This window comes from Kitasatospora sp. NPDC038210, from assembly GCF_055600605.1.
Window position 1 is genome coordinate 116,177 of sequence record NZ_JBVJYK010000006.1, and the last position, 22,635, is coordinate 138,811.

At 74.1% G+C, this 22,635-nt stretch carries 19 protein-coding genes; 8 read left to right on the top strand and 11 right to left on the bottom strand.

All coding sequences use genetic code 11. The features are described from left to right. Positions 1 to 37 precede the first annotated feature (37 nt). A complete protein-coding gene (locus ACZ7KX_RS14600; RefSeq protein ID WP_350522898.1) occupies positions 38 to 1,231 on the bottom strand; it encodes an acetyl-CoA C-acetyltransferase in 1,194 nt (397 codons plus the stop codon). 245 nt (positions 1,232 to 1,476) lie between these two features. On the opposite strand from ACZ7KX_RS14600, the gene mce reads away from it, so the two are divergent. From mce to ACZ7KX_RS14615, 3 genes are all read left to right on the top strand, one after another. Continuing rightward, positions 1,477 to 1,917 carry a methylmalonyl-CoA epimerase gene (gene mce / locus ACZ7KX_RS14605; RefSeq protein WP_470326756.1) on the top strand — a complete coding sequence of 147 codons (441 nt, stop codon included), beginning with the start codon at positions 1,477 to 1,479 and terminating at the stop codon, positions 1,915 to 1,917. 510 nt (positions 1,918 to 2,427) lie between these two features. Continuing rightward, complete coding sequence (locus ACZ7KX_RS14610) at positions 2,428 to 7,317, top strand: hypothetical protein (protein ID WP_470326757.1); 4,890 nt, start codon at positions 2,428 to 2,430, stop codon at positions 7,315 to 7,317. 107 nt (positions 7,318 to 7,424) lie between these two features. Beyond that, the gene (locus ACZ7KX_RS14615; RefSeq protein ID WP_030057505.1) at positions 7,425 to 8,354 is read left to right on the top strand and encodes a coiled-coil domain-containing protein; all 930 of its coding nucleotides are present in this window, start codon (positions 7,425 to 7,427) and stop codon (positions 8,352 to 8,354) included. An 87-nt stretch (positions 8,355 to 8,441) separates the two neighbouring features. Here the strand turns inward: ACZ7KX_RS14615 and ACZ7KX_RS14620 are convergent, their stop codons facing one another. Together ACZ7KX_RS14620 and ACZ7KX_RS14625 are read right to left on the bottom strand one after the other, a co-directional pair. Beyond that, complete coding sequence (locus tag ACZ7KX_RS14620) at positions 8,442 to 8,753, bottom strand: hypothetical protein (protein WP_350522900.1); 312 nt, start codon at positions 8,751 to 8,753, stop codon at positions 8,442 to 8,444. Continuing rightward, entirely contained in the window at positions 8,750 to 9,547 is a 798-nt protein-coding gene (locus tag ACZ7KX_RS14625) for an alpha/beta fold hydrolase (protein ID WP_470326758.1), read from the bottom strand. The genes ACZ7KX_RS14620 and ACZ7KX_RS14625 overlap by 4 nt, the downstream gene beginning before the upstream one ends. 92 nt (positions 9,548 to 9,639) lie before the next feature. Between ACZ7KX_RS14625 and ACZ7KX_RS14630 the strand changes: the two genes are divergently transcribed. Then, a complete protein-coding gene (locus ACZ7KX_RS14630) occupies positions 9,640 to 10,644 on the top strand; it encodes an ABC transporter ATP-binding protein (RefSeq protein ID WP_470326759.1) in 1,005 nt (334 codons plus the stop codon). Position 10,645: 1 nt separating this feature from the next. Beyond that, positions 10,646 to 11,413, top strand: coding sequence for an ABC transporter permease (locus ACZ7KX_RS14635; RefSeq protein ID WP_350522903.1), 768 nt, complete (start codon positions 10,646 to 10,648; stop codon positions 11,411 to 11,413). 35 nt (positions 11,414 to 11,448) lie between these two features. On the opposite strand, the gene ACZ7KX_RS14640 is transcribed toward ACZ7KX_RS14635, so the two are convergent. Next, complete coding sequence (locus tag ACZ7KX_RS14640; RefSeq protein ID WP_350522904.1) at positions 11,449 to 11,772, bottom strand: ATP/GTP-binding protein; 324 nt, start codon at positions 11,770 to 11,772, stop codon at positions 11,449 to 11,451. A 391-nt stretch (positions 11,773 to 12,163) separates the two neighbouring features. Here ACZ7KX_RS14640 and ACZ7KX_RS14645 point away from each other — a divergent pair, with 391 nt between their 5' ends. Further along, positions 12,164 to 13,312, top strand: a complete 1,149-nt coding sequence (locus tag ACZ7KX_RS14645; RefSeq protein WP_350523029.1) for an LLM class flavin-dependent oxidoreductase — start codon at positions 12,164 to 12,166, stop codon at positions 13,310 to 13,312. 115 nt (positions 13,313 to 13,427) lie between these two features. On the opposite strand, the gene ACZ7KX_RS14650 is transcribed toward ACZ7KX_RS14645, so the two are convergent. Continuing rightward, the gene (locus ACZ7KX_RS14650) at positions 13,428 to 13,820 is read right to left on the bottom strand and encodes an SCO5389 family protein (RefSeq protein ID WP_470326760.1); all 393 of its coding nucleotides are present in this window, start codon (positions 13,818 to 13,820) and stop codon (positions 13,428 to 13,430) included. A gap of 490 nt (positions 13,821 to 14,310) precedes the next feature. On the opposite strand from ACZ7KX_RS14650, the gene nucS reads away from it, so the two are divergent. Further along, positions 14,311 to 14,970 (top strand): endonuclease NucS, encoded by a 660-nt coding sequence (nucS, locus tag ACZ7KX_RS14655; RefSeq protein ID WP_350575981.1) that lies wholly within the window; start codon positions 14,311 to 14,313, stop codon positions 14,968 to 14,970. A gap of 4 nt (positions 14,971 to 14,974) precedes the next feature. Here nucS and ACZ7KX_RS14660 read toward each other — a convergent pair whose 3' ends face one another. The 5 genes from ACZ7KX_RS14660 to ACZ7KX_RS14680 form a co-directional block, all read right to left on the bottom strand. Beyond that, on the bottom strand, positions 14,975 to 17,242 hold the full coding sequence (locus ACZ7KX_RS14660) for an ATP-binding protein (protein ID WP_470326761.1): 2,268 nt from the start codon (positions 17,240 to 17,242) through the stop codon (positions 14,975 to 14,977). Between the two features lie 215 nt (positions 17,243 to 17,457). Further along, positions 17,458 to 17,781, bottom strand: coding sequence for an STAS domain-containing protein (locus ACZ7KX_RS14665; protein WP_350522908.1), 324 nt, complete (start codon positions 17,779 to 17,781; stop codon positions 17,458 to 17,460). 353 nt (positions 17,782 to 18,134) lie between these two features. Further along, positions 18,135 to 19,004, bottom strand: a complete 870-nt coding sequence (locus ACZ7KX_RS14670) for a 3-hydroxyacyl-CoA dehydrogenase family protein (RefSeq protein ID WP_470326762.1) — start codon at positions 19,002 to 19,004, stop codon at positions 18,135 to 18,137. A gap of 309 nt (positions 19,005 to 19,313) precedes the next feature. Then, entirely contained in the window at positions 19,314 to 19,964 is a 651-nt protein-coding gene (locus tag ACZ7KX_RS14675) for a response regulator (RefSeq protein WP_396544319.1), read from the bottom strand. After that, entirely contained in the window at positions 19,961 to 21,169 is a 1,209-nt protein-coding gene (locus ACZ7KX_RS14680; protein WP_470326763.1) for a sensor histidine kinase, read from the bottom strand. Before ACZ7KX_RS14680 ends, ACZ7KX_RS14675 begins: the two co-directional genes overlap by 4 nt. Positions 21,170 to 21,325: 156 nt before the next feature. On the opposite strand from ACZ7KX_RS14680, the gene ACZ7KX_RS14685 reads away from it, so the two are divergent. Continuing rightward, positions 21,326 to 21,925 (top strand): hypothetical protein, encoded by a 600-nt coding sequence (locus ACZ7KX_RS14685; protein ID WP_470326764.1) that lies wholly within the window; start codon positions 21,326 to 21,328, stop codon positions 21,923 to 21,925. 9 nt (positions 21,926 to 21,934) lie between these two features. Here ACZ7KX_RS14685 and ACZ7KX_RS14690 read toward each other — a convergent pair whose 3' ends face one another. Next, a complete protein-coding gene (locus ACZ7KX_RS14690; protein ID WP_350522913.1) occupies positions 21,935 to 22,507 on the bottom strand; it encodes a cob(I)yrinic acid a,c-diamide adenosyltransferase in 573 nt (190 codons plus the stop codon). Positions 22,508 to 22,635: the final 128 nt, after the last annotated feature.

Consider the following 22,635-nt stretch of genomic DNA (forward strand, 5'->3'; position numbering starts at 1 on the left):
TGTGGCGGTCCGCAGCCCCGAAGATCAGATCAGCTGATCAGGCCTTCGGGACGCGCACGATGAGCGCGTCGCCCTGGCCGCCGCCGCCGCACAGCGCGGCCGCGCCCACCCCGCCGCCGCGGCGCTGCAGCTCCAGCGCCAGGGTCAGCACCACGCGGGCGCCGGACATGCCGATCGGGTGGCCGAGCGCGATCGCGCCGCCGTTGACGTTGACGATGTCCGAGGAGACGCCCAGGTCCTTCATCGACTGGTGGGCGACGGCCGCGAACGCCTCGTTGATCTCGATCAGGTCGAGGTCGGCGACCTCCAGGCCCTCCTTGGCCAGCGCGTGCTTGATCGCGTTGGACGGCTGCGACTGCAGCGAGTTGTCCGGGCCGGCCACGTTGCCGTGCGCGCCGATCTCGGCGATCCAGGTCAGGCCCAGCTCCTCGGCCTTGGCCTTGCTCATCACGACCACCGCGGCGGCGCCGTCGGAGATCTGCGAGGCGGTGCCGGCGGTGATCGTGCCGTCCTTGGTGAAGGCCGGGCGCAGCTTGGCCAGGCCCTCGACGGTGGTGTCCGCGCGGATGCCCTCGTCCTGGCTGAACAGCACCGGCTCGCCCTTGCGCTGCGGGATGGCGACCGGGACGATCTCGGCGTCGAAGACGCCGTCGGCCTGCGCCTTGGCGGCCCGCTGGTGCGAGGCGGCGGCGATCTCGTCCTGCACCTCGCGCGGGATGCCCAGGCGGGTGTTGTGCTTCTCGGTGGACTCGCCCATCGGGATGTTCTCGTAGGCGTCGGTGAGGCCGTCGTACGCCATGGCGTCCAGCATCTCGATCGCGCCGTACTTGAAGCCCTCGCGGGACTTCGGCAGCAGGTGCGGGGCGTTGGTCATCGACTCCTGGCCGCCGGCCACGACGATGTCGAACTCGCCGGCGCGGATCAGCTGGTCGGCCAGCGCGATGGCGTCCAGGCCGGAGAGGCAGACCTTGTTGATGGTCAGCGCCGGGACGTTCATCGGGATGCCGGCCTTGACGGCGGCCTGGCGGGCCGGGATCTGGCCGGCGCCGGCCTGCAGCACCTGGCCCATGATCACGTACTGGACCTGGTCCCCCGTGATGCCGGACCGCTCCAGCGCGGCCTTGATGGCGACGCCGCCGAGGTCGGCACCGGAGAAACCCTTGAGGGAGCCGAGCAGGCGACCCATCGGGGTCCGCGCACCGGCAACGATCACAGAGGTGGTGTTGGTCATGGGACGGGCCCCTTCGCACGTCGTGGCCAGGTGAGGATGCGCTCAATGTACTGACCTGTTACCCGCCCGTCACCGGAGCGACGGTGTGATCGAGCGCACTGGCACCCTCCAGTCAACACCGTGCCGACGCGGTCCGGGTGAACCCCGCCGCGTGTGAGCAGGCTCGCACGTCCGGCACTGGCGTCGGTCGCGGGCCATGCGCTGCACTTGGTGCCACCCTTGTCCCCAACCACCCGGAGGTCGCCGTGCTGACCCGAATCGACCACATCGGCATCGCCTGCCGAGACCTCGACAAGACGGTCGAGTTCTACCGCGCCACCTACGGCTTCGAGGTCTTCCACTCCGAGGTCAACGAGGAGCAGGGCGTCCGCGAGGCCATGCTGCGGATCAACGGGACCGACGACGGCGGTGCCTCCTACCTCCAGCTGCTGGAGCCCACCCGGCCCGACTCCACCGTCGCCAAGTGGCTGGAGAAGAACGGCGAGGGCGTGCACCACATCGCCTTCGGCACCGCCGACGTGGACGGCGACGCCGAGGCCATCCGCGGCAAGGGCGTGCGGGTCCTCTACGACGAGCCGCGGATCGGCTCGATGGGCTCCCGGATCACCTTCCTGCACCCGAAGGACTGCGGCGGCGTGCTGACGGAGCTGGTGACGTCCGCCGGGAACGCCCACGACGAGCACTGATCGTCCGCCGGACCGGCCCCAGGGTGCCGCACGCTCCGGCGGCACCCGACGGTCCGTCGGCCATGACCCGTCAGTAACCTGGGCGGAACAGCCGGAAAACCCCCCTGCGGCCATTCCCCCGCCGTCCGCTCCCACTACAATGCCCAGGTGCGCGAAGACTCCGGGGGACGGAGGGGACGGGCACGGCCGAAGACAGGCCCGTCCGCCCGCCGGCGGCAGGCCGGTCGCAAGGGGAGTCCATTACGCGGGCACGGCTGAACAGTCGCAAGACGGATCTGTCACCATTCTCCACAAGGCAAGAGTTCGCCCAGGAGTCCACCCGGACGGGGGAACGCGGTACCCCCGCGCTTCCACGCCCCGGACTCCGACGACCGCGGCGGGCGGCCCCGGATTGGCGTGGGGTCGTCCACGTGCTGCGGATGCAAGGACCAGTCGGACCGGACCCCGGGAAACGGGAGCCCGGGACCGGCCGGGTCGAGGACGCGACCAGGAGATGGATGGGACCGCGGAGTGCGGGGCAACGACCGCTACGAGGCTGACGATCACCTCTCCCAGTTCGAGGCCGAGATGGGTCGGACTCGGAAGGAGCGGGACAAGGCAGTCGAGCATGCCGAGGACCTCGCCTACCAGGTGGAGGTGCTCCGGGCGAAACTGCACGAGTCCCGTCGCATGCTCGCCCAGCCGCGCGCCTTCGACGCCGTCTCCGGCCAGGCCGAGCAGATGCTCCGCACGGCCGAGATGCAGGCCCAGCAGATGCGTGCCGACGCCGAGCGCCAGCTGCGCGACTCCCAGGCCGCCACCCAGCGGATCATGGCCGAGGCCGCCGAGCGCACCGCCCGTCTGGAGGCCGAGCTCACCGCCCGCCGCCGCCAGCTGGAGGACGAGCTCGCCGAGCTGCGCCGGTCCGCCGAGCAGCACGTCAACGGCTGGGCCGAGCAGACCAGGGCCGGCTCCGAGCAGGAGGCCCAGCGCCTCCTCCAGGAAGCCCGCGTCGAGGCCGAGCGGATGGTCACCGCCGCCCGCGCGGAGGCCGTCGCGCTCGCCGACCAGGCCCGCGCCCAGACCGCCGCCGACGTCGACGCCGCCCGCGGCGAGGCCCACGCCGCCGCCGAGGCCGCCCTCCAGCGGGCCCAGAGCGACGCCGAGCGCCTGCTGCGCGCCGCCTCCGAGCAGGCCCAGCAGGCCGGCGCCCAGGCCGCCGCCGACGTCGACGCCGCCCGCGGCGAGGCCCAGCAGCAGCTGGCCGCCGCCCACGCCGCCGCCGAGCACCAGCTCGCCGCCGCCAAGGCCGAGATCGACCAGCTCAAGGCGCAGGCCGCCGTCGAGCAGAGCCGGGCCGAGCAGCAGCTGTCCGCCGCCAAGGCCGAGATAGACCGGCTGCGCGCCGAGGCCATCGCCGAGGCGGAGCGCACCCGACACGAGGCCGCCGCCCTGCGGGCCCAGGCCGAGCAGGCCGCCGAACAGCTCCAGGCCGACGCCGAGGCCGCTGCCGTGCGCAAGGTCGCCGACGGCGAGGCCGCCAACGAACAGCGGTCGCAGACCGCCCGGGCCGAGGTCGCCCGGATGGTGGCCCAGGCCACCAAGGAAGCCGACGCGATCCGCGCCGAGGCCGAGCAGGTGCGGTCCGCGGCGTCCACCAAGCAGGCCGAGGCCGACGCCGCCAAGGCCGCCGCCACCGAGGAGAGCGAGCGGCTGCGGGCCACCGCCGAGTCGGTCGCCGCCGAGCTGCGCGCCGAGGCCGAGGCCGCGATCGCCGAGCTGCGCGCCCAGGCCGAGCGGGACGTCGCCGAGCTGCGGGCCCAGGCCCACGCCGAGGCGCAGCGACTGCGCAGCGAGGCCGAGGAGGAGGGCCGGGCAGCCGGCGCCAAGGACGCCACCGTCCACCTCGCCAAGGCCGCGAAGACCGCCGAGGAGGTGCTCGGCCGGGCCAACCAGGACGCCGAGACCGCCCGGAACGCGGCCTCCGCCGAGGCCGAACGGATCCGCGCCGAGGCCGCCGCCGAGGCGCAGCGCCTGCGCGAGCAGGCCCAGGCCGCCGTGGAGCAGGCCCAGAACGCCGCGCTGGACGACGCCGCCGCGATCCGCGAGCGGATCGAGCAGATGCAGGACGAGGCCGCCCGGCTGCGCGCCGAGGCCGAGGAGCTGCGCTCCCAGGCCGCCGCGGAGGCCGAGCGGGTCCGCGGCGAGGCCCGCCGTCAGGCGGTGCTGCAGATCGAGGAGTCGGCGAAGAACGCCGAGGAACTGCTCACCAAGGCCAAGGCCGACGCGGACGAGCTGCGCGCGGGCGCGGCCGGCGAGATCGAGCGGCTGCGCGAACAGGCCCAGGAGCAGGCCGCCGAGACCCAGGGCCGGGCCGAGCAGACCCTGACCCGGGCCCGCACCGAGGCCGCCAAGATCACCGCCGCCGCCGAGCAGCAGGGCCAGGACGCGCTCTCCGCTGCCAAGGCCGCGGCCGCCGAGAACCGCGCCGCCGCCGAGCGCGAGACCGCCGAACTCCGGCGCGAGGCAACCGAGTTCGACCAGCGGGTCCGGGCCGAGGCGAACGCCGCCGCAGAGGCCGTGACCGCCGAGGCGCAGGCCGGGGCGAACGCGGTGCGGGACGCCGCGGTCGCCGACGCCGAACGGGTGCGCACCGAGGCCGACACGGAGGCCGCCCGGGCCCGGGCCGAGGCCGAGGCCGCCGCCGACGCACTGCGCGAGGAGAGCCGCCGCGAGCGCGAGGACGCGGCCACCGGGCTGCGCCGCGAGCGCGAGGAGACCGCCGACCAGCTGGCCGCTGCCAAGGCCGCCCGTACCCAGGCCGAGCAGGCCGCCGCCGAGCTCCGCGAGACCGCCGACGCCCACGCCGCCGAGGTGCGGGCCGAGGCCGAGCAGGCCGCCGGCGAACTGCGGGCCCTCGCCCAGCGCGAGACCACCCAGCAGCGCGAGACCGCCGAGGCCTACGCCGACCGCGTCCGCACCGAGGCCGAACAGCACGCCACCGACCTCACCGAACGCACCGCCACCGAGACCGCCCAGGTCCGCGCCGCCGCCGACACCTACGCCACCGAACAGCGCGAGACCGCCGACGCCTACGCCACCGAACAGCGCGAGACCGCGGACACCTACGCCGCCGGCGTGCGGGCCGAGGCCGAGCAGGCCGCCGGCGAACTGCGGGCCCTCGCCCAGCGCGAGACCACCCAGCAGCGCGAGACCGCCGAGGCCTACGCCGACCGCGTCCGCACCGAGGCCGAACAGCACGCCACCGACCTCACCGAACGCACCGCCACCGAGACCGCCCAGGTCCGCGCCGCCGCCGACACCTACGCCACCGAACAGCGCGAGACCGCAGACGCCTACGCCACCGAACAGCGCGAGACCGCAGACGCCTACGTCGCCGAACAGCGCGAAGCCGCCGACGGACTGCTGGAGCGCGCCGCGGCCACCGCCGAGCAGCGCCGCACGGAGGCCGCCAGGGACGCCAAGGCCGTCCGCGAGAAGGCCGCCGCCGAGCTGGCGCTGGCCAACGAGCAGGCCGAGACCGTCCGGGCCGAGGCCGGCCGTGAGCTGTCCGAGGCCCGCGCCACCGCCGACGGCATCCGGGGCGAGGCCGCGGCCGAGCTGGAGCAGGCCGAGGCCGACCGCGCCGAGCTGATCGCCGCCGCGAAGGCCGAGGGCGCCGAACTGGTCGCCGCCGCCGAGGAGGAGGCCGCCGAGGTCCGGCAGTCGGTGGCCGGCATGCACGAGGCCGCCGCCGAGCAGATCGCCGCGCTCAGGGCCACCGCCGAGCAGGAGGCCGCCGAGGTCCGCGAGGCCGCCGAGCAGGCCGCCGCCGAGCTCCGCGAGACCGCCGAGCGCGAGACGGCCGAGCAGCGCGAGCTCACCGACCGGGAGACCGCCGAGCAGCGCGCGACGGCCGAGGCGTACGCCGCCGAGGTCCGCGACCTCGCCGACCGCGAGACCGCCGACCTGCGCGCCCGCACCGAGGCCGAGACCACCGCCCTGCGCGAGCAGACCGAGCTGGAGCTGGCCGCCGAGCGCGAGGCCGCCGAGGCCGAGCTCGACCGGCAGCGCGCGGAGGCCCACGCCTACGACGAGCAGCTGCGCACGGACGCCGAGGCCGAGCTGCGCGCCGCCCAGGAGACCGCCGAGCAGCTGCGCATCGACGCCGACGCCCAGGCCGCCCGCACCGTCGCCGAGGCCGAGGCCCAGGCCGCCCGCACCGTGGCCGACGCCGAGGAGCTGGCCGCCGGGCTGCACGCCGAGGCGGAGGAGTACGCCCTCGCCACCCGCACACTGGCCGACGAGTACGACAGCGCCACCCACGCCCGGGCCGACGCGTACGACGCGGAGACCCGGGAGGCCGCCGAGCAGTTCGACAAGTCCACGCGCGAGCGGGCCAAGTCCGTCCTGGAGAAGGCATTCGCCGACGCCGAGGCGCTCGGCGAGGACGCCCAGACCACCGCGCTGGCCACCACCGCCGCCGCCGAGGAGCAAGCGGACGCGATGGTCGCCGCCGCCCGCAAGGAGGCCGACCGGCTGGTCGCCGCCGGCGAGGCGGGCGGCCAGGCCGAGGTCGAGAAGGGCCGCTCGGACGCCGACGCGCTGCTCGCCGAGGCCCGCCGGGACGCCACCGGGATCCGCGAGCGCGCCGAGGAGCTGCGCGAGCGCACCGACGCCGAGGTGGAGGCGCTGCACGAGCGCGCCCGCAAGGAGAACGCGGCGGCCATGAAGTCGGCCGGCGAGCGGGTGGACGCGCTGGTGACGGCCGCCCAGGAGCAGCTGACCGAGGCCGAGGAGCAGGCGGTGTCCACCGTCGCCGAGGCCGAGGACCGCGCCGCGGCGCTGGTCGCCGCCGCCGAGGACCGCGCGAACGAGCTCACCTCGGAAGCCTCCGCCGAAGCCAGCAAGGTCCGTCTCTCGGCGGTCCGCAAGGCCGAGGGCCTGCTCAAGGAGGCGGAGACCAAGCTCGCCACCTCCACCGACCGCGCCGAGGCGCTCATCGAGAAGGCGGAGGCGAAGCTGCAGTCGGCCGAGGCCGAGGCGGAGGAGCGGCTGGAGCGGGCGGCGACGGAGGCGGAGAAGCGCCTGCGGGACGCCGAGGAGACCGCGGACGAGCAGGTCGAGCTGGCGAAGGCGGAGGCCGAGCGGCTGCTCGCCGAGGCCAAGGCCGAGGCGAAGCGGGTCACCGACGAGGGCCGGCGCGAGCTGGACGAACTGGTGCGCCGCCGCAAGGACATCAACACGGAGATCTCCAGGGTGCAGGACGTGCTGTCCGCACTGGAGGCCTTCGAGGCGCCTGCGCCGGTCGCGCAGACCAACGGGGGAAGCAGCAAGAAGGACGGGGGCGCCAAGGCCGGTGCCGGAGTTGGCTCCCCCCGGTCGGGTGGCAATCGCTCCAAGAACGCACCACCCGATTGAGCGGACATTGTCCGCGAGAGAACGGCATTTCGCCGTCGACACTCCGGTACCGTGTCAGGATTCCCTCAACCACCTCAGCGGTTTGACGACAGGAAGCCCAGAACCCCATGAGCGACAGTCACTCCCCTCACGGCTTCGACCTGGTACGCCGTGGGTACGAGCGCGCCCAGGTCGACGAGCGGATCACCAAGCTGGTGGCCGACCGTGACAGTGCCTTGACCCGGATCAGCGCGCTGGAGAAGCGGATCGAGGAGCTCCACCTGGAGACCCAGACCGCCCAGGCGGCGGTCGTCGAGCAGGAGCCCTCGTACGCCGGTCTCGGTGCCCGGGTCGAGAAGATCCTGCGGCTCGCCGAGGAGGAGGCCAAGGACCTGCGCGACGAGGCGCACCGCGCCGCCGAGCAGCACCGCGAGCTCGCCGAGGCCGCCGCCCAGCAGGTCCGCACCGAGGCCGAGAACTACGCCAAGGACCGCAAGGCCAAGGCGGAGGACGAGGGTCTGCGGATCGTCGACAAGGCCAAGAGCGACGCCGCCCAGCTGCGCGCCGAGGCCAACAAGGACGCCCAGAACAAGCGCGAGGAGGCGGACGCCCTCTTCGAGGAGACCCGCACCAAGGCCGCCCAGGCCGCGCTGGAGTTCGAGACCAACCTGGCCAAGCGTCGCGAGCAGTCCGAGCGCGACCTGGCCGCCCGTCAGGCCAAGGCCGAGAAGCGCCTGGCCGAGATCGAGCACCGGGCCGAGCAGCTGCGCCTGGAGGCCGAGAAGCTGCGCACCGACGCCGAGCGCCGCGCCCGCCAGACCGTCGAGACGGCCCAGCGCCAGTCCGAGGACATCGTGGCGGACGCCAACGCCAAGGCCGACCGCATCCGCAGCGAATCCGAGCGCGAGCTGGCGGCGCTCACCAACCGCCGCGACAGCATCAACGCCCAGCTGACCAACGTCCGCGAGATGCTGGCGACGCTGACCGGCGCGGCCGTGGCCGCCGCCTCGCTGCCGAACGACGACACCATGGGCGTGCCAGCCCAGCAGTCGCGCTGACGCAGCTCCGCACCTGACGGCCGGCAGGCCCTCACCCGCCCGGGTGAGGGCCTGCCGGCCGTCGTGCCGTCATCACCCCGGGCGGTTCTACCGGGGGTAGGCGCCGTCCGGTCGCTGGTGCCCGCTGCTGAGCTGGTTGCCCTCGTCGTCGGAGACGGTGCCGAACCAGGAGGTGCACCAGACCGAGACCGAGTCGGGCCAGTACTGCACCTCGAAGGGGTGGCCGGAGCCGTGGTCGCCGTACGAGGTGACGATGAAGGTCTCCCCCGGGCGCATCCAGTAGTCCTCGCCGAGCGGTTCCAGGGTCAGCTCGACCAGCCCCTCGCTCCGGTTGGTCACGGGCATCCGGCCGCTCACCTCCAGCGCCGAGAAGTCCCAGGCGGCCGCGTCCTCGTTCATCCGGCGGCCACCCGCCGCAGCAGGGCCCGGACGGCGGCGTCGAAGGCCTCGGGCGCCTCCAGGGGGCTCAGGTGGCCCACCCCGGGGATGACGGTCAGCTCGGCGTCCGGCCGGGCCCGCAGCATCAGTTCGGCCTCCTCGGGCGCCACCAGGGCGTCCTGGGCGCCCGCCACCACCGCGACCGGCACCCGCAGCCCGGCGAGCACGTCCAGGGAGTCGGGGCGGGCCGCCATGGCCCGCAGGGCCCAGGCGACGGAGGCCGGCGAGGCGGCGGCGACCATCGACTGCACCCGCTCCACGAGGTGCTGCGAGTCGGGCCCGAGCTGCCCGGCCGCGACCTGCTCGTCCAGCAGCAGCTGCACGCTGTCCCGCGCGGTGACGGCGGCGGCGATCCGTTCCCGGTTGGCCCGGACCGCGTCGCTGTCGGCGGTGGCGCGGGTGTTGGCGAGCAGCAGACCGGCCAGCCGTCCGGGGTGGCGGCGGGCGAAGGCCAGCGCCACGTAGCCGCCCATCGAGATCCCGCCGACCACCGCGCGCTCGATCCCGGCCGCGTCCAGCAGCAGGGCGAGGTCGTCCGCGACCGCGTCGAGCGAGGGCGTGTCGGCGCCCAGCTCGGTGCCGCCGAACCCCCTCTGGTCGGGGGCGAGCACCCGGGCCCCGTCCCCGGTCAGGCCGGGCAGCGCGTCCAGTTGGGACGACCACATCGAGGCGTTCAACGGATAGGCGTGCAGCAGCACGAGGGGTGTTCCGGTACCGCTCTCGCGGACGGACACTGCGGCGGGGAGCTCGGTCATGCGCCCACCGTATTCCGGCACGCCCGATGAACCCACTCAGCGGGCCGCGATATCCCGTTTGTCCTAGCCTGACAGCGAGTAAGGGAGCGCGAATGATCGAGTTGCACGACCTGACAAAACGTTACGGCAAGACGCTCGCGGTGGACCGGCTCAGCTTCACCGTCCCCCGGGGCGTGGTGACCGGCTTCCTCGGCCCCAACGGCGCGGGCAAGTCCACCACCATGCGCATGATCCTCGACCTCGACCGCCCGACCGGCGGCCGGGTCACCATCGACGGCAAGCGCTACGGACAGCTCAGCGAGCCGCTCAAGTACATCGGCGCGCTGCTGGAGGCCAAGGCCGTCCACCCCGGCCGCACCGCCCGCGACCACCTGCTCTGGCTCGCCCAGAGCAACCGCATCCCGGAGCGCCGGGTGGACGAGGTGCTCGCCCTGGTCGGCCTCACCCCGGTCGCCCGCAAGCGGGCCCGCGGCTTCTCGCTCGGCATGGGCCAGCGCCTGGGCATCGCCTCCGCACTGCTCGGCGACCCGGAGATCGTCATGTTCGACGAGCCGGTCAACGGCCTGGACCCGGAGGGCATCCTCTGGATCCGCAACCTGATGAAGCGCCTCGCCGGCGAGGGCCGGACGGTCTTCGTCTCCTCCCACCTGATGAGCGAGATGGCCGTCACCGCCGACCACCTGGTGGTCATCGGCAAGGGCCGGCTGCTCGCCGACCTGCCGATGCCGGAGTTCATCCGGCGCAACTCCCGCTCCGCCGTACGGCTGCGCAGCCCCGAGCCCGAGCGGCTGCTCGACCTGCTGGCCGGTGCCGGCCTGCGGCACGAAGCCGGCCCGGACGGCTCCTACGAGGTGGTCGACGGCGACCTCGCCCGGCTCGGCGACCTGGCCGCGGCGAACGGCGTGGTGCTGCACGAACTCAGCCCGCAGCAGGCCTCGTTGGAGGAGGCGTTCATGCAGATGACGGCCGACTCGGTGGAGTACCACGCGGGCGACGGGCCGGGCCGGGACGCGGCCGGCGCGCCCGGCGCCTGGGGCGCCGGCTGGAAGGCGGACGGCGCCCGGCCGGCCGCCGCGGCACAGCAGGAGGAGAACTGAGATGGCGTCCTACCCGGCGATCCTGCGCTCCGAGTGGACGAAGATCCGCAGCGTCCGCTCGACGGTCTGGACGCTCGCGCTGACCTTCGTCGTCACCGTCGGCATCGGCGCGCTGCTGTCCCTGCTCACCAACAACAACTTCACCGAGTTCCGCCGCAACGAGCAGACCCCGTTCGACGCCACCGGGACGGCCTTCGCCGGCATCATGCTCGGCGAGCTGGCCATCATCGTCTTCGGCGTGCTGGCGATCGGCAACGAGTACAGCAGCGGCATGATCCGGGTCACCCTGGCCGCCGTCCCGCAGCGCGCCACCCTGCTCGGCGGCAAGGCCGCGGTCCTCGGCGCGCTGGCCCTGGCGGTCTCACTGGTGACGGCCTTCGTCACCTTCTTCGTCGGCCAGTCGCTGCTCGGCTCGCACTCCACCACGATCGGCGAACCGCACGTGCTGCGCGCGGTGTTCGGCGCCGCGCTGTACCTGACGATGCTCTGCCTGTTCTCGGCGGGCGTCACCACGATGCTGCACAACCAGACGCTCGCGCTCGGCGTGCTGGTGCCGTTCTTCTTCCTGCTCTCGCCGATCCTCTCGGCGGTGCCGAAGGTCAAGACCCTGGCCCACTACTTCCCCGACTACGCGGGCTCGCGGATGCTGCTGGTCTACGAGCAGCACGGCCAGCCGTACGGTCCGTGGGCCGGTTTCCTTATCTGCCTCGCCTGGACCGCGGCGGCCCTGGTCGGCGGAGTGCTGGTGCTCAAGAAGCGCGACGCGTGAGGCGGGTCCGGCAGGCCCGGCCCGGCCGGGGGCCGTCAGTACCGCGGAGCGCCGCGGCCTCGCAGGACGTTGGAGGCCCGGCGCTCCCGCGCTCCCCAGCACGCGCGGTGCCAGTGCCGCCGGTCGTCCACCCCCGCGCCGTGCATCGGCCAGGCCACCACGTGGCCCACGCCCGAGGGGATCTCCTGGTCGCAGCCCGGGCAGCGGTAGGCCCGCCCCGACGTCCCAGCGACCGTCTGGACCACCCAGTCGTCGCCCTGGTAGCTCTCGGTGCGGCGCAGCGAGCCGCCGAGCGGGGCGGCCGGCTGGCTGCTCTCGCGGGGGGCGGCGCTCTTGATCCGGTTGCGGCGCGGCGACACGGCGGACTGCCTCTCTTCCGGGGGCTCTGGGCCGTTCCAGCCTACGGCCGGCGGGCCCCCCGAACGGCCACTACCACGGGTCCGCCCGACACCCCGGTCTTTTTACCGAGATCCACCCGATCATCAGGGAAATTCGGGGTTCGGCGTGCCATTGGCACATGACATCCGATACCCACAAGGGGTAGAGGCGGGGCTCGCAGACCCTGCGCGCACCCGAGGAGGCCCAAGGATGACCAAGACCGGCGCCCGTGCCGAGACCCGTCGACCCGTCGGGGTCCGGCCGCCGGCCCCCGGCCCGACGCTGGCCACCGTCCCGCCGGTGACGGCCGTCGCGGGCGAGCCGCTGCCCGCGACGCAGCGCGCGGGGGCCCTGTCGGCGGACACCGCGCCGGTGCGGGTCGGCCTGTTCCTGCTGTCCGCACAGTTCCCCGGGCAGAGCCACGGCGAGGCGCTGGAACGCACCGTCCGGTCCGCCGTCGAGGCCGAACGGGCCGGCCTGGACAGCGTCTGGCTGGCCGAACACCACTTCGTCCCGTACGGGGTCTGCCCGGACGCCGCGACGCTCGCCGCGCTCCTGCTCGGCCGCACCCGCCGGATCGGCGTCGGCACGGCGGTCAGCGTGCTGTCCACCCGCCACCCGGTGGCGCTCGGCGAGCAGGCCGCGCTGCTGCACCTCACCTCCGGCGGGCGCTTCACGCTCGGGGTGGGCCGCGGCGGGCCGTGGATCGACCTGGACGTGTTCGGCGACGGCGTGGACGCCTTCGAGAACGGCTTCCCGGAGCGGCTGGACCTGCTGCTGCGCTGGCTGCGCGGCTCCCGGGTGGGCGCGGACGGCCCGCAGTTCAGCTTCCCCGAGGTGGCGGTGGTGCCGCGGGCCGCCGAACCGCTGCGGCGGCCCGGTCTGGGCAGCTGGCTCGGCCTCGGCGAGCAGGCGGGCCCGGTGCGCTTCCCGCGCCAGCGCCAGGACGACGAGGGGCTCGGCGAGGAACTCACCGCCACCGGACGGCCGGTGGCCGGACCGCCGGTGGTGGTCGCCTGCACCTCGCCGGGCGGGGTGAAACTGGCCGCCGAGCGCGGACTGCCGATGCTGCTCGGCATGCACTCCGGGGACGACGACAAGGTGCGGATGCTGGAGCTGTACCGCTCCGCCTGGCTGGCCGCCGGGCGCAGCGAGGAGCAGCTGCGCCGGGTGGGCCGTCGGCACGTGGCGGCCGGGGTCGCGCAGGTCGACGACCGCGCCGCGGCGGCCCGCTCCACCCTGCTGAACGCGATGCCCGGCTGGTTCGAGTACGGGCTCGGCGCCCACCGCACCGTGGACGGCCGCGAGCGCAAGATGCGCGACGCGCACCAGTACACCGAACTCCTCTGCGACCTGCACGCGGTGGGCACCCCGCGGCAGTGCGCCGACCGGCTGCTGGCCACCGCCGAGCGGACCGGCATCCGCCGGTTCGCGCTGCTCGCCGAGGGCAGCGGCGACCACGAGGCGACCCTGCACAACATCGCCCGGCTCGGCTCCGAGGTGCTGCCGCAGCTGGGCTGAGGGGTATGCCGGGGGCGGGCCCCGCCGCCGGGCCCGGGCCGCCGCCCCTCCCCCCGCACCGGGGGACGGGGGCGGCCTGCGCCGCGGTGGCACCGCGTCGGTCGGTTGCCGGGGCTCAGCAGTCCCGCAGTTCCTCGGACTGGTTGAGCAGCTGCTCCCGGACGGAGGTGAAGCGCGTGAACCGCGCGTCGTTGGCCTCCGACGGCAGGAACACCGCCACCCGGTGACAGTTCTGGAAGGCCAGCCGTACGCCGAAGTGGCGCTGCAGGGCGCCCCGGATGGCATCGCTGGCCAGGGCGCGCAGCAGCTGGCCGCGGGCCTGCTCGCTGGGCGGCGGTACCTGGTTGTCGGCGAAGTCGGTGCCGTCGACCTTGGCCTGGGCGACCAGCGAGCTGATCAGCTCCCAGGCGTACGGCAGCGAGACGCGGACGCAGTCGACGAATTCCCGCTCGTCGACCTCGCCCCGCTCAGCCTTTTCCAGCAGGGCCGGTGAGACGTCGAGCGACATGGATTCTCCTCTCGCGGTCCACCCGCGCGGCGCCCGGGTGGTCGTGCGTAGTCCAAGCTCAGTGAGGGTGGGCGAATCGCGTGTGGTGTCCGGAACACCGTGGGACGGGGGCTGCCGGCACCTTCGCGACCAGCGACGGCGGTACGGGACGTGACGTCCCGAACACCGACCGCGCTCAGAACAGCGTGGCAGTCAACGGCGGAGCAGGCCGGTCATTCCTGGGGATTGCTCCGGAAATACGGTGTGGTGCACCAGATTGGCCGGATCCTGTCGGATCGTTCATCTGAAGTCTCCATCCCCGTTGACAGCGATCCCGCAAGCGTGCCGTCACACACCGTAGCGATCGAACGGGACGGGCGCCAGACCGCGGCGGGCAGGAGACGAACAGGAGCGGAATCGCCGGACCTCAATGTTCGCGGGGTTCGCGCTTTCTTCACCCCGTCGTCGCGGAATCGCATCAACTGGCCCCGGTGGGCTAGCGTGGTCGACCGTGCGTCTCGTAATTGCCCGCTGCTCAGTCGACTATGCCGGTCGGCTCTCCGCCCATCTGCCCTCCGCCACCAGGCTCATCCTGGTCAAGGCCGACGGCAGCGTCAGCATCCACGCCGACGACCGCGCCTACAAGCCGCTCAACTGGATGTCCCCGCCGTGCGCCCTCAAGGAGGCCGACGGGGTCTGGACGGTGGAGAACAAGGCCGGCGAGAAGCTCATCATCACGCTGGAGGAGGTGCTTCACGACTCGTCCCACGAACTCGGGGTGGACCCGGGGCTGATCAAGGACGGCGTCGAGGCACACCTCCAGGAGCTGCTCGCGGACCGGATGGAGGTGCTCGGCAGCGGCTGGTCGCTGATCCGCCGCGAGTACCCGACCGCGATCGGTCCGGTGGACATCCTCTGCCGCGACGCCGACGGCACCACGGTGGCCGTCGAGATCAAGCGCCGCGGCGAGATCGACGGCGTCGAGCAGCTCACCCGCTACCTCGAACTCCTCAACCGGGACCCGCTGTTGGCCCCGGTCAAGGGCGTCTTCGCCGCGCAGGAGATCAAGCCCCAGGCCCGCGTGCTGGCCACCGACCGCGGCATCGGCTGCGTGGTGCTGGACTACGACGAGCTGCGCGGCATCGACGACGACAAGCTCAAGCTGTTCTGACCGTTCAGGTCCCGGGGACGGCCGGAGCGGCCGGCCCGGTCGGGCTCTGCGACGAGGACGGCGAGGTCGTCGGGCTGCTCGGGGGTGTCACCGGCGGCGTCGACGGGCTGGTCGACGGTGTCGTCGGCACCGTCGTGGGGCGGCTGGTCACCGGCTTCGGCGGCTGCGACTGACCCGGGACGGTCGGTTGCGGCTGTGGCTGCGGCTGCTGGGCGGTCGGCGACTCGCTCGCCCCCGGCGAGGAGCTCGGCTTCCTGGTCGGCGAGGCGCTCGCCGAGTGCGAGGCGCTGCCGCTGACCGACGGCGCCGGGCTGCCGCTCGACGCCGTCGGGCTGACCGGCACGGTGCCGGGCGCGCCCGGGGAGACGCTGCCGGAGGGCTGCGGGAACGGCGCGTCCTGGGTGCCGCCGCCCTGGTCCATCCGGCCGCTGTGCGGGTCGTTCGAACGGTGCTCGTCCGGCCCGGTGAGGCTCATCGCCACCGCCGTCCCGAGCACCCCCATGGTCAGCACGACCGTGGAGACCACGGCGACCCGCCGCCGCCTGCTGGACTTCAGCCGGGCCGGCACCCTGGCCGCGATCTTGCGGATGACCGGCGCCCGGCTGGACACCGCCGGCGCGGCGGCCGACAGCTGCCGCCCGTCGGCGCGCAGCAGGTCGAGCATCCGGCGTGCGGAGGCCACCCCGCGCTGCTCCCCCGCGGACGCCCGCAGGGTGAGCGCGGTCTCCAGCTCCGCGACGGCCCGCGACGGCTGCCGGACGCAGATCGCGTGCACGCCCGCCTCGTGGTGGAACCAGGCCTGGTCACTCGCCGAGCCGGCCCGGCGGGCCGCCTCCTGGCCGAGCTGCAGCACCCGCTCCCAGGCGCCCCAGCGCAATGCCAGCGCCAGCGCGGGCGCCGCCGCCCGGGCCAGCCGGACCACCGCCTCGTGGCGTCCGGCGTTCCGGTCGGCGAGCAGGACGCCGATCACCACCTCGGCCTCGGCGGCGATCTGCTCCAGCGTCACCGAGCTGTGCCCGACCCACCAGGCGAAGTGCTGGGCGGCGCCGTCCACGCAGCCGCGGGCCGGCCAGTCCGGGGCGAGCAGGTCGAGCGCGCCGGCGGTCAGCCGGTGGTGCCCGCCGATGGACACCGTCAGCCCGGCGTCGGAGAGTTCGGCGAGGGCGGCCTCGCCCAGGCCGACGTCGATCAGCGCGGGCAGGTGCGGCGCGGTGGGGCACTCCCCGCCGAGGGCGACGGCGAGCCGCAGCACGGCCTGCGCGGGCTCGCTCAGGCCCTCGGCGAGCCGGACCGCGGGCGAGGCCGTCTCCGCGACGGAGGGCAGCGGGACGGTGCGGCGCAGCGCGTCCTCCCGGACCGCCGGGTCGGGGTCGCGGACGGGCCCCTCGACCGCGCCGAAGACGTCCATCCGGTCGTCCTCGGCGGCGACCAGCGCGTCCACCGAGACGTCCCGCTGGCGCAGCAGTGCGGCGGCCTGGACGAAGCGCAACGGCAGGCCCTCGGACTCGAACCAGAGGTCCACCGCCCAGGCCTTCTCGGCGACGTCCAGGGGGCGCCCGGCCAGTCGGGCGGTGAGGGCGAGGCAGGCGGAGCGGGAGAGCCCGGCGACGAGGTGGTCCCGCAGCCGGGAGCCGGCCGGCAACGGCGGGCTGTCCGGGGCGGCCGCGACCAGGAAGGCGCAGCCGGGGGCGACGGCCGGCAGCTGCTCCAGCTCGGCTTCGGAGAGTTCGGCGGCGTCGATCACCACGACCGCTCCGACCTCGGCGAGGTGGACGGCCAGCTGGTCCGGGTCGGGACGGTAGCCGGGGGCGTGGTGGGTGGCCGCGAAGAGGTCCTGGAGCAGGTCGGCGAGGGTGCGGCGGTGGCCGCAGAGCTGGACGACACCGCCGGGGGCGAGGTCGGCGGCGGCCTCGGCGACGGCCGACAGCAGTGCGCTGCGACCGGAGCCGGCCTGGCCGACCAGGCGTATCGAGCGTCCTTCGGAGAGCAGGCCGAGCAGTTCGGCGATGTCCGCCTCGCGGTCCAGCAGCGGCAGGTCGGCCGGGCCTGCGCCGAGCGCGAGCGGGCCGACCGCGCGGCCGACGCCGCCGGCCGGGCCGCGGGCGGGTTCGCTGCGCTCGATCCGGCGCGGGCGGGGCCGCCACTCCTCCGGGCAGGGCCTGGCCTCGGAACCGTCCGGGGCGCCGACTCCCACCAGCAGGCCGCCGGAGACCAGTTCGCCGCCGCGGGTGCGGACGGCCTCCTGCCGGAACTCCCCGGATGGCTGTGCCACGTTCTGCTCCGCATCGTGCTCGGCCGTCGGCGCCCCGGGCCGGTCGGCTGACGTCTCCCGGTCGTGGCCGCGGGCGGTCTGGGGCAGCCCCGGCGGCCGTTTCTGACGGGCAGACTCTTGCACATCCGGGCCCGCCCGTGCAGGGCGGTCCGGGCCGGGAGGCCGTCGTGAAGCGCTGACCAGGCACGTTGCGGGGACGTACGGCCCGCGGCGTGCTACATGGCGATGCCGTGCGCCTCGGCGACGCCGCCGTCGACAGCCAGGATGCGGTGCAGTTTGGTGGCCACCAGCAGTCGCTGGAGCTGGGCCGGGACGGAGCGCAGCACCAGTCGGCGGCCGATCCGGCCGGCCCTCCGGTGGGTGCCCATGATCACGCCGAGGCCGGTGGCGTCCCAGAACTCCAGTCGGGCGAGGTCGAGCACGAGGTCGCCGAGGCCGCCGTCCACGGCCTGGTGCAGCTTGGCCCGCGCGTCGGCGGCGGTGCGCACGTCGAGGCGGCCTTCGATGGCCAGCGCCGTGTGGTCGCCGGTGATGCGCATGCTCTCCTCCTTCGCCTGGACGGCCTGGTGCGGGTGGGGCCGACCCGGCCGGACCGGGTGCGGGAGCGGAGTGTGCGTCCGGGCGGGCCGCGGCCCCACGCCCGGATCCGGTCGGAAGGCCGGGTTCCCCCATCTGACGGCGAACCTGCTCCGCAGGTTGCTGGTTCCGGCCGGATCTGAAGCAACTTCACTCGTCCGAGGGAATATACGCAGGAAGTCTCCACACCTACGCTCGATTACCGCCCAAATCACCCGTCTGCGGCACCCGGCGTGAGGAAACTCACCCGACCCGGCGGAGCGGGCCGCGCGACGCTCCGATCGCACGGCCCGCCGGGTCGTTCAGCCCCGTCGGCTCACTTGCCTTCGTACGGGTAGAAGCCGCGGCCGCTCTTGCGGCCCAGGTCACCGGCGGTGACCATGCGGGCCATGATCTCCGGGGCGGCGAACTTCTCGTCCTTGGTCTCGGTGTAGATGTTGTGGGCGGCGTGCAGCAGGATGTCCACGCCGGTCAGGTCGGCGGTCTGCAGCGGGCCCATCGCGTGGCCGAAGCCGAGGCGGCAGGCGGTGTCGATGTCCTCGGCGGTGGCGACGCCCGACTCGTACAGCTTGGCGGCCTCGACGACCAGCGCGGTGATCAGGCGGGTGGTGACGAAGCCGGCCACGTCGCGGTTGACCACCACGACCTCCTTGCCGACGCCCTCGGCGTAGGCGCGGGCGGTGGCCAGCGTCTCGTCGCTGGTCTTGTAGCCGCGGACCAGCTCGACCAGCTTCATCATCGGGACCGGCGAGAAGAAGTGGACGCCGACGACCGACTCCGGGCGCTGGGTGGTGGCCGCGATCCGGGTGATCGGGATGGCGGAGGTGTTGGAGGCCAGCACGGCGCCGTCCTTGGCGAGCTTGTCCAGCTCGCGGAAGACGGCCTCCTTGACGTCCAGCTGCTCGAACACGGCCTCGACCACGATGTCGGCCTCGGCGACGGCGCCCAGGTCGGTGGTGGTGGTGATCCGGCCCAGCGCGGCCTCGGCCTCCTCGGCACTCAGCCGGCCCTTGGCGACGAACTTCTCGTACGAGGCGCGGATGCCCGCGAGGCCGCGCTGCAGCGCCTCCTCGGTGACGTCCCGCAGCACCACCGGGTGGCCGGCCTGCGCGGACACCTGGGCGATGCCGGCGCCCATCAGGCCGGCACCGATCACGGCGATCTGCTTGCTGGACGCATTGCTCATGGCTTGGTCTCCCGATGCCGTCGCCGCCCCGCGGGCGGGCCCTGAAGGCGGCTCAGGGCAGGGGTCACCGCCGTGGAGCCGCATCGCTCGATCTTCCTGCCTCGCCTGCGCTCGGCAGTCGCTTGCGCGGAGCTCGCTGCTTCGTTCGTTCACTCGCTCCGCTCGCTCACGCGGACTCTAGTGCCCGAATCCCCCACGCAGTAGCAATCGGGAGTGTGATCTGCAACCGACCTGGTCAGCCGCCCGGGTGACCGGTCGGAGCCCGTCGGCCGAACGCCCGGACGCTCGGGCGGCCGGACGGTCACATGGTCAGATGGTCAGGCCGAGGTCCTGGGCCAGGATCGCCGCCTGCACCCGGTTGCGCAGGCGCAGCTTCGCCAGGATCCGGCTCACGTGCGTCTTGGTGGTCGCCTCCGCCATCGCCAGCCGGGTCGCGATCTCCCCGTTGGACAGCCCGGCCCCGATGCAGGCCAGCACCTCCCGCTCACGGACGGTCAGCCCGGAGACCGCCTCCCGGGCCTCGGGCCCGACCGGGCGCTCCGGACGGGCGAAGGCGCCGATCAGCCGCCTCGTCACCGAGGGCGCCAGCATGCCGTCCCCGCGCGCCACCGTCCGGATGCCCTCGATCAGGGTGTCCGCCTCCAGGTCCTTGAGCAGGAACCCGGCCGCGCCCGCCCGCAGCGCGCCGTAGACGTACTCGTCCAGGTCGAAGGTGGTCAGCACGAGCACCTGTCCGGCCCCGGCGGCGACCACCTCGCGGGTCGCCGAGACGCCGTCCAGCCGGGGCATCTGCACGTCCATCAGCACCACGTCGGGCCGCAGCTCCAGCGCCAGCCGGACGGCCTCCTCGCCGTCGGCGGCCTGGCCGACCACCTCGAACTCCGGCTCGGCCCGCAGGATCATCACCAGCGCCGCCCGCACCGCCGCCTGGTCCTCGGCCACCAGCACCCGGATCGTCATACCCGCCCCTCGCTCCCCTGCGTGTGCGGCAGTACCGCGCGCACGCTCCAGTACCCGTCCTTCGGGCCGGCCTCGAAGCTGCCGCCGAGCAGCCCGACCCGTTCCGCCATGCCCACCAGTCCGGCCCGGGCGCCGGGCAGTTCGCGGCCCGGCTCGCCGCGGTACGGGCTGTCGACCGCGATCCGCAGGTCCTGCGGCCCGAACTCCAGCCGCAGCCGCACCAGTCCGGGCCCGGCGTGCTTCAGCGCGTTGGTCAGCGACTCCTGGACGATCCGGTACGCGGCCAGCCCGACCGGCACCGGCACCTCCCCGCGCTCGCCGTGCTCGGCCAGCTCGAACTCCAGCCCGACGTCCTGGCCGGCCGCCCGGGCCTTGGTCAGCAGGGCGTCCACCGCGGCGAGGTCGGGCGCCGCGTACGACTCGTCGACCTCTCCCCCGCCGCTGTCCCGGAGCAGTCCGATCATCCGACGCATTTCGGCCAATCCCTGGACGCTGTTCTCCCGGATCACCGCCAGCACCTCCACCAGCGGGTCGTCCGCGGGCAGGCTCCGGCGCTTGGCCACGGACTGCGCTCCGGTGGCGTGGATCGCGATCGCCGACAGGTGGTTGGCCACCACGTCGTGCAACTCCCGTGCCATCCGGGCCCGTTCCGCGCCGATCGCCTCGCGCCGGTCCATCTCCGAGAGCAGCGCGGTCTGTTCGGCCCGCAGTCGCTCGGCCTCCGCCTCCTGCCGGTGCTTGCGCACCACGTCGCCGGTCCACACCGGCGCCAGGAAGACCAGCGAGCTGAGCACCGCGACCAGCAGCCCGGACGGGGTGCCGGCGGCGTACCAGGCCAGGCTGGAGAGCACCAGCACGGTCGACCCGCCGGTCAGGTGCAGCACCCGCGACATCCGGCGGGTGCCGTAGATCACCGCGGCGTACAGCAGATCGGTGTACATGATCAGGGTCGCCAGCAGGCTGCCGGTGAACAGGCTGGCCGCGAAGGCCAACCCGCCGAGCGACACCGCGAGCACCGGCCTGGAGCGTCGGCACAGCTCCAGCCCGGACATCACCAGCATCGGCAGCACCACCGCCCACAGCTGCACGTGGTCGGCGTTGTCGTACACCCGGAAGACGATCAGCACGGTCCCGCCGAGCAGCCCGCAGAGGGCGATCAGCTGGTCCTGCCGGCGCGGGGAGAGGGACGGGACGGGAACGGGCACGCCCCCATCCCACCATCCCCGGCGGACCGTCCGGCTCCGGTCCACGGAGGAGTCCGCTACATCGAAAGATGCAGACCGGGACGGCACCGCACGACGACGACACGGGCGCACCCGCACACGAGGCTGGGCACACCGCCGAACGTCCGGGAGCAGAACGTGATCGTCACCCTCATCGTCGCGGCCGAGATCTCCTGGTGGATCGTCCTCGGCCTGGCCCTCTCCACCCGCTACCTGCTGCGGTGGCGCCGCACCAGTACCGTCCTGCTGCTCGGCCTCCCCGCCGTCGACCTCGCGCTGTACGCGCTCACCGTGCTCGACCTGCGCGGCGGCGCCGAGGCCGGCTGGACGCACGCGCTCGCCGCGAGCTACGCCGGGTTCTCGGTCGGCTACGGCCCCTCGCTGGTCCGCTGGGCCGACCGGCACTTCCAGCACCGCTTCGCCGGCGGCCCCAAGCCGCTGCCCTCGCCGAAGTACGGCCCCGAGCGGACCAGGCACGAGTGGCAGATCGCCGGCCGCACCGTCGTCTCCGCCGCGATCACGCTCGGCCTGATCACCCTGCTCGTCCCGCTCTCCGCGGGCTCCGCCCACTACGGCACGTTCCTGCAGTGGTACCTCAAGCTGGGCATCGCGGCCGTGGTCAACGTGGTCGTGGCCGGCTGCTACTCGTTGTGGCCCAAGGAGGCGCCGGCCGGCGTCCTGGTCGAGAACGGCCGCGTGGTGGAGCCGGAGAAGGCCCCGGCCGAGTCGACGCGCTAGCGTGCGCGGCTAGCGGTTCTCGCCCGGCACCCAGAGCACGTCGCCGCGCTCCTTGTTGGCGACCCGGGCCAGGATGAACAGCAGGTCGGACAGCCGGTTGAGGTACTTCGCGGTCAGCGGGTTGACGGTGTCCCCGTGCTCCGCGATCGCCGCCCAGGTCGAGCGCTCGGCCCGCCGCACCACCGTGCAGGCCAGGTGCAGGTGGGCCGCGCCGGGCGTGCCGCCGGGCAGGATGAAGCTGCGCAGCTTCTCGACCTGCTCCAGGTAGTGGTCGCAGTCCTGCTCCAGGCGGTCGACGTAGGACTGCAGCACCCGCAGCGGCGGGTACTTCGGGTCCTCCACCACCGGGGTGGACAGGTCGGCTCCGACGTCGAAGAGGTCGTTCTGGACCCGCACCAGCACCGCCGCGACGTCCTCGGACAGCGCCCCGACCGCCAGGGCCACCCCGATCGCCGCGTTCGCCTCGTTGGCGTCCGCGTAGGCGATCAGCCGCGGGTCGGTCTTGGTGGTCCGGCTCATGTCGCCGAGCGCGGTGGTGCCGTCGTCGCCGGTACGGGTGTAGATGCGCGTCAGATTGACCATGCGGCCACCCTAGCCCGCGACGTTAGGCGGCGTTAACCCCGCAGGGACGTCGCACGCCCCACCCCGAGGGTCCCGTCGCTACGCGACGTTCACCCTCCCCCAGCCTCCGGCCGGGGGCACCCCCACCC

What these genes read in the sequence shown, in the direction of transcription:
- ACZ7KX_RS14625 (WP_470326758.1), bottom strand. Translation starts at nt 9,547, where the DNA reads ATGACCGAGCTCCCCGCCGCAGTGTCCGTCCGCGAGAGCGGTACCGGA.
- ACZ7KX_RS14620 (WP_350522900.1), bottom strand. Translation starts at nt 8,753, where the DNA reads ATGAACGAGGACGCGGCCGCCTGGGACTTCTCGGCGCTGGAGGTGAGC.
- ACZ7KX_RS14665 (WP_350522908.1), bottom strand. Translation starts at nt 17,781, where the DNA reads ATGCGCATCACCGGCGACCACACGGCGCTGGCCATCGAAGGCCGCCTC.
- ACZ7KX_RS14690 (WP_350522913.1), bottom strand. Translation starts at nt 22,507, where the DNA reads ATGGTCAATCTGACGCGCATCTACACCCGTACCGGCGACGACGGCACC.
- ACZ7KX_RS14650 (WP_470326760.1), bottom strand. Translation starts at nt 13,820, where the DNA reads ATGTCGCTCGACGTCTCACCGGCCCTGCTGGAAAAGGCTGAGCGGGGC.
- ACZ7KX_RS14600 (WP_350522898.1), bottom strand. Translation starts at nt 1,231, where the DNA reads ATGACCAACACCACCTCTGTGATCGTTGCCGGTGCGCGGACCCCGATG.
- ACZ7KX_RS14670 (WP_470326762.1), bottom strand. Translation starts at nt 19,004, where the DNA reads ATGAGCAATGCGTCCAGCAAGCAGATCGCCGTGATCGGTGCCGGCCTG.
- ACZ7KX_RS14635 (WP_350522903.1), top strand. Translation starts at nt 10,646, where the DNA reads ATGGCGTCCTACCCGGCGATCCTGCGCTCCGAGTGGACGAAGATCCGC.
- ACZ7KX_RS14675 (WP_396544319.1), bottom strand. Translation starts at nt 19,964, where the DNA reads ATGACGATCCGGGTGCTGGTGGCCGAGGACCAGGCGGCGGTGCGGGCG.
- ACZ7KX_RS14615 (WP_030057505.1), top strand. Translation starts at nt 7,425, where the DNA reads ATGAGCGACAGTCACTCCCCTCACGGCTTCGACCTGGTACGCCGTGGG.
- ACZ7KX_RS14630 (WP_470326759.1), top strand. Translation starts at nt 9,640, where the DNA reads ATGATCGAGTTGCACGACCTGACAAAACGTTACGGCAAGACGCTCGCG.